This is a genomic window from Allobosea sp. FG18, assembly GCF_057809495.1.
The window spans coordinates 1-774 of the sequence record NZ_JBMDKB010000085.1 but is presented as its reverse complement, the minus strand read 5'-3'; the positions used below and the strand labels follow the sequence as shown (position 1 = coordinate 774).

Here is a 774-nt window from a genome sequence, read left to right as displayed (position 1 = left end):
CTGCTCGACGGCATGTCGAACGGCATCCAGACCATCCAGGCGGCCTCGAAGGGCATCGACAGCATCACCAAGCTGGTGTCTTCGATGCAGTCGACCATCAAGCAGGCCCAGGCCGACGCGGCTCAGAACCGCCCGACCGCGACCGGCACCGCCCTCGCCACCGCCGCCGAGAAGATCGCCACCAGCAAGAGCCTCAAGGACATCGTCCTCGACAAGGGCCTCAGCGGCGGCGTCGACACCGTCAACAACACCACCGGCGCAGCCGCCCCGGATACCATCGCCGACGATGCCTCCGCGACGGCGACCCGCTCGGGTAACCTCGGCATCGTCACCGGCGGTGGCACGACCGTCAAGGTCGCCGCGATCAGCATCAAGGCCGGCTCCAATACCTACGAGGCCAGCTTCGACGCCACGAACATGACGGTTCGCGACCTCGTCAACGAGGTGAACAAGTCGGGCATCGCCACCGCCTTCGTCGACGAGAAGGGCCAGTTCAACGTCAAGGGCACTGGCTCCGAGACGCTGCAGTTCGGCTTCGGCACGGCCGACGCCGCGACCTCCGCCGCCGCCGACATCACGACGGCGAAGACCGCGGCTCTCGCCGACTCCAAGGACGCTGACGCTACGGGCGACAACAACCTCGCGCTCGGCCTCACCGCCGACAGCTACACCGTCGGCACCGTCGCTCAGAACGTCACCTCGGCGGTCCGTTCGAACCTCATCCAGCAGTTCAACGACCTGCGCACGCAGATCGACGAACTCGCCAAGGATTCG

General features: G+C 66.7%; 1 pseudogene. It reads left to right on the top strand.

Features of this window, described 5'->3' with window-relative positions:
* Window positions 1-774 (top strand): annotated as a pseudogene (locus ACODTJ_RS29170) (hypothetical protein); the annotation flags it as partial.